This window comes from Nonomuraea cypriaca, assembly GCF_015645445.1.
Classification (GTDB): domain Bacteria; phylum Actinomycetota; class Actinomycetes; order Streptosporangiales; family Streptosporangiaceae; genus Nonomuraea; species Nonomuraea cypriaca.
Genome location: NZ_JADOGI010000410.1, coordinates 1 through 4,642 on the forward strand (window position 1 = coordinate 1; position 4,642 = coordinate 4,642).

The following is a 4,642-nucleotide window of genomic DNA, read 5'->3' on the forward strand; positions in this document are numbered from 1 at the left end:
GCCCCGTCCCGGCGAGCCCGCCCACCCCGAACATGGTCAGCAGCAGCCCGTACCCGACCTCGGACAGGCCGAGCCGCTGGCGCGCGTACAGCACGAAGACGGAGAACGCGGCGCCGAACATGACGTTGGCGAGCCCCATGCTGACCGTGAGCGTACGCATCAGGGGGTGGCGCCACAGCCACCGCAGCCCGGCCGTGATCTCGGCGCGCAACCCGGCGCCACCGCCTTCGCGCGGCGGCGCAGGGACCGGCCGGATGGTCGCCACCAGCGCGGCGGCCACCGCGAACGACACCGCGTCCACCCCGAACGGCAACGCCGCCGCGACTGCGAACAGCGCCGCGCCGACCGGTTTGGCGAGGAACTGGTTGACCAGCGTGAACGTCGCCATCAGCCGCGCGTTCGCCGAGGCCAGCCGCTCGGCGGGCACGATCGCGGGCAGGATGGCCGCCGAGGCCGTGTCGGCCAGCGTCTCCCCCACGCCAAGCAGGAAGAACGCCAGATAGATGAGCGGAATCCCGGCGACGCCTGTCGCCACCGAGACGGCCAGCGCACCGAGCACCAGGGCGCGCAGCAGGTTGACCGCGACGATGAGCATGCGGCGGTCGAGCCGGTCCACGTACGCGCCGCTGACCAGCGCGAACAGCAGCCAGGGAAGTTGCTGAGCGAACACGGCGCCGGCCACCGGCGCCGGGTCGGAGGTCAGCGAGGCGACCAGCAGCGGGCCGGCCGCCATGGTGATGCCGTCACCGATGTTGGACACCGCGGAAGCGGTCCACAGCTTGCAGAAGTCCGCGCCGAGGCGCGCGGACATGGAGGCACGCAAAAGAGCTCCTCGAGGGAGTGAGAAGGGGTCATCGACGTGAGGACCGCTTCAGGCGAGGAGCATCGACCACCGGTACGAACCCGGCGGCGACCGGCTAGATCGTGAGACGCCTTCGCCTCGAAGCGGCGACAGTGACCTTGCCGATGCGCATAAGAAACCTCCATCAATCGCGTTGGCAACCGGCGACATTATCGGCCATGCGCGGGCGACGGAGATACAGGATTTTCCACCCGCACCGCCCCGCAACCGAGCCTGGTCCACCGGGAAGTGGGCACCACCCGCAGAGCGCCCCAGCCTCGGAATGGCACCGCCCGCGGAAAGACCGTCGAGTCAATCGAGACGCGACCGACGGCCAAGGTGAACTGGGCCACGCGGGCCAGGCAACCAAGGCAACGGCCAGCTAACGGGGCGACCAGACCCTGGATGGCGGCCCGGCTCGCGGGGCGATCAGAGCACGATCCGGGGGCGGCCGGGCGGGGATGGAGTGCGCTGCCCTGGGCGTCGTTCAGGATGCCGGGATGCTGACCATGGTTGTGTGGCGTTGGCGGAGGGCACGGGTCGCGAAGAGCAGGAGCACGGCCCAGACCAGGCAGTACCCGCCGAACACCGCGCCCCCGCGATCGGTGATCAGCGCTCCGCCGAGCATCCCCACCCCGCCGACCGCGGCCACGGCCGTGCGGGCCCAATGCGCGGCCAGCACCACCAGGTACGGCCACCGCCCCGTGAACCGGAACAGTCCGGCCAGCACGATTCCCATGACCAGCACCCCGGATCCGGCGTTGGCCCACTGAGCCCACGCCACCTCACCCGGCCCGTAGGCCAGGTAGCTGTCCGGCGAGACCCGCGGGCCGCCGGTGACGCCGAGTCGCTCGTCGAGGGCGTACATGACCTTCGACGCCACGTACAGTCCCGTCCAGCCGATGGCCACGTTCGCGATTCTCATGGCACCGAGCGTGCCCGTCACCGCCACCCTTCCGGCTCCCCCGTTTAGGGGAATTACGGCGCTCGGGCTCCCCCGTGAGAGCTGTGCCGACGGCGAACACGACGCCTGCCCCGCCTCACCGCGCGGTAGCTTGCCGACCATGGTGACAGTCGGCGGCGTCAAGATCGCGTACGACGAGGCTGGGCCGCGGGAGCCGGCGGGCACCGTGGTGCTGCTGCACGCCGGAGTGGCCGATCGGCGCATGTGGGAGCACCAGTTCCGGGCGCTGGCGGAGCGCTACCGGGTGATCCGCTACGACCGTCGGGGGGAGGGCGAGTCCGGCGACGCGGCGGGCGAGGTGTGCCACCACGAGGACCTGCTGGCCGCGCTCGACGCCCTGCGCGTCGAGCGGGCGGTGCTGGCCGGCTCCTCGATGGGCGGCGCGTACGCCGTCGAGGCCACCCTCGCCGCGCCGTCCCGGGTCGCCGGCCTCGCCCTCATCTGCTCCGGCCTGGCGGGTCACCAGTGGCCGGCGGAGATGCTGCGGCAGGCTCGCGAACGCGTGCACGTCTCGGTGCCGCCCGACCGTCTGGCACGCTACCGCCGCGGCGACGCCGGCGACGTGGAACCGGCGGACGTACGCGCGATGGCGGCGGCCCACACGCTGTGGCAGGTCGCCGGCCCGGATCGGGGGCGTGACGCGCTCTCCGACCAGGTGTGGGAGGCGGCGGTGGAGATGTGCCGCCTGGTCTTCGAACGCGACTGGACCGGCCCCAGGTCCACCGAACGCCACCTGACCCCGCCGGCCGCCGCCCGGCTGGCCGAGATCACCGTCCCGACGCTGGTGATCAACGGCCTGTCGGACGTTCCGGGCATCCAGGAGGTCTCCGCGCTGCTCGCGACCGGCATCCCAGGCGCCCGCCGCCTCGACCTTCCAGAGACCGGCCACCTACCGCCCCTGGAGCGCCCAGCAGAGGTGACGTCAGCCCTGACCGACTTCCTCGCCACCGCCCTCCCCTAACCTCGACTGACTCGCTTGCCCGGAAGTTGAGCCGGCCGCGGGCCCTGCCCGACCTCCTGGTGACCACCGCCCCCTGACCCCCGTCGGCTCGCTTTGGCTCCCGGGAAGTTGAGCCGGCCGCGGGGCCCTGCCCGACCCTCCTGGCCGCCGCGCTCCATTGACCCCGCCGGCTCGCTTGGCTCCCAGGAGCTTGAGGTGCCCGGCCCTCTACTGACGCCCCGCCGGCTCCTGCCCAGCTCGGGGAACCGAAGGTGCAGTGGGCGTCGCCATCCGCTGACGGCCCGGTCGCTGCCGGCTAACCCGGGAGGTCTGTCGCGTCCGAGGGGAGGCGGATCGGGTGGGTGGTGTGCTCGGCCACAAGGCCGCTGATCGCGGTGGTCAGCAGGTCTCTGTGTTCTTCGGGCAGTTCGCCCATCAGCGCTTCCAGCCGCTCCGTCACTCCCTCGTGAGCCAGCACCGCGACCCGGGCGCCGTCGCACGTCAGGGCGATCCGGCAGGCCCGCCGGTCGCGGGAGTCGCGGCAGCGGGCCACCAGGCCGCGCTTCTCGGCCCGGTCCACGAGGCCGGTCAGGCTCGACTTCTCCAGGTGCAGCGAACGCGTCAGCTCGGTCATCCCGACCGGACCGCGCATGAGCAGGCAGAGCAACTGGGCCTGCTGCGGTGTCAGATCGTGCTCCCGGCTGACCTCGGCGAAGACCTGCTGCACCAGATGCGCCAGGCGTACGAGCGCGTCCGTGAGCGGCAGAACCGGCTCTTTCGTCGTGACCACGAAACCCAGTCTAGTTGACAGTCGTTCGCGAGACGAACTAATTTGCTTCGCATAGCAACTGTTCGTACAGCCAACCAATATCACCGCCAGTCAGGCCGCAACCGGCCGAACCCTCGTACCAGGAGCAGAACCGAATGCCCGACTACGGCCACGACCTGCTGTTCAGCGCCAACATCGGGCCGGACGCCGCGCACCCGGACACCGTCGTGGCTCTCGCCCAGCTCGCCGAGCGCGCCGGACTCGACCTCGTCACCTTCCAGGACCACCCGTACCAGCCGGCCCTCCTCGACACGTGGACGCTGCTGAGTTACGTCGCCGCGGCCACCGAACGCATCCGGCTGGCGGGCGACGTACACCCGCTGCCGCTGCGGCCCCCCGCGATGCTGGCCCAGGCCGCCGCCAGCCTCGACCTCCTCAGCGGCGGCCGCTTCGAGCTCGCACTCGGCACCGGCGGCTACTGGGACGCCATCGCCGGCATGGGCGCCCCGCGCCTCACCCCCGGCCAGGCCGTGGACGCGCTCGAGGAGGGCATCGAGATCATCCGCGCCGCGTGGGACACCGACGCCCCGGGCCCGGTACGCGTCCACGGCAGGCACCACCACGTCGACGGCGCCCAGCGCGGCCCGCGACCCGCCCACGACATCGGCATCTGGCTGGGCGCGTACAAGCCGCGCATGCTGCGCCTCACCGGCCGGCTCGCGGACGGCTGGCTGCCCTCGCTCCCCCGCTACCAGTCGTTCGCCGAGATCGGCGACGGGAACGCCGTCATCGACGAGGCCGCCGCCGAGGCGGGCCGCGCGCCGGGCGACATCCGCCGCCTGCTCAACCTCGGCACGGAGCTGCCGCCCGCCCAGCTCGCCGAACTCGCCCTCGCGCACGGCGTCAGCGTCTTCATCCTCATGACCGGCGACCCGCGGCAGATCCAGCGGTTCGCCATGGAGACGGCCCCGGCCGTACGCGAACTCGTTCATGCGGAACGCGCACCGGCCGCGCATCAGGCCGGCCCACCCCAAGCCGGCGCGGCGAGCGGCGGTGCGCCGGCCGTCGTTCCGACCCCGGACGACGGGGTGCGCCGCACCGACGCCGGCTTGTGGGACGAGAGCACCC

General features: G+C 72.3%; 5 protein-coding genes. 2 read left to right on the forward strand and 3 right to left on the reverse strand.

The genetic code is table 11. The annotated features are described in order from the left end of the window. Both ITP53_RS53875 and ITP53_RS53880 read right to left on the reverse strand, forming a co-directional pair. Positions 1-811, reverse strand: an 811-nt coding sequence (locus ITP53_RS53875) for an MFS transporter (protein WP_207757714.1), incomplete at its 3' end; no start/stop codon positions are given. A gap of 517 nt (positions 812-1,328) precedes the next feature. Then, the gene (locus ITP53_RS53880) at positions 1,329-1,766 is read right to left on the reverse strand and encodes a hypothetical protein (RefSeq protein WP_195903226.1); all 438 of its coding nucleotides are present in this window, start codon (positions 1,764-1,766) and stop codon (positions 1,329-1,331) included. Positions 1,767-1,905: 139 nt separating this feature from the next. Between ITP53_RS53880 and ITP53_RS53885 the strand changes: the two genes are divergently transcribed. Next, entirely contained in the window at positions 1,906-2,766 is an 861-nt protein-coding gene (locus ITP53_RS53885; protein WP_195903227.1) for an alpha/beta fold hydrolase, read from the forward strand. Between the two features lie 295 nt (positions 2,767-3,061). Here the strand turns inward: ITP53_RS53885 and ITP53_RS53890 are convergent, their stop codons facing one another. After that, entirely contained in the window at positions 3,062-3,535 is a 474-nt protein-coding gene (locus tag ITP53_RS53890) for a MarR family winged helix-turn-helix transcriptional regulator (protein WP_195903228.1), read from the reverse strand. A 134-nt stretch (positions 3,536-3,669) separates the two neighbouring features. Between ITP53_RS53890 and ITP53_RS53895 the strand changes: the two genes are divergently transcribed. Further along, the coding region (locus ITP53_RS53895; protein ID WP_195903229.1) for an LLM class flavin-dependent oxidoreductase at positions 3,670-4,642 on the forward strand (973 nt) is incomplete at its 3' end.

Coding starts and splice junctions, on each gene's coding strand:
- ITP53_RS53880 (WP_195903226.1), bottom strand. CDS start 1,766: ATGAGAATCGCGAACGTGGCCATCGGCTGGACGGGACTGTACGTGGCG.
- ITP53_RS53885 (WP_195903227.1), top strand. CDS start 1,906: ATGGTGACAGTCGGCGGCGTCAAGATCGCGTACGACGAGGCTGGGCCG.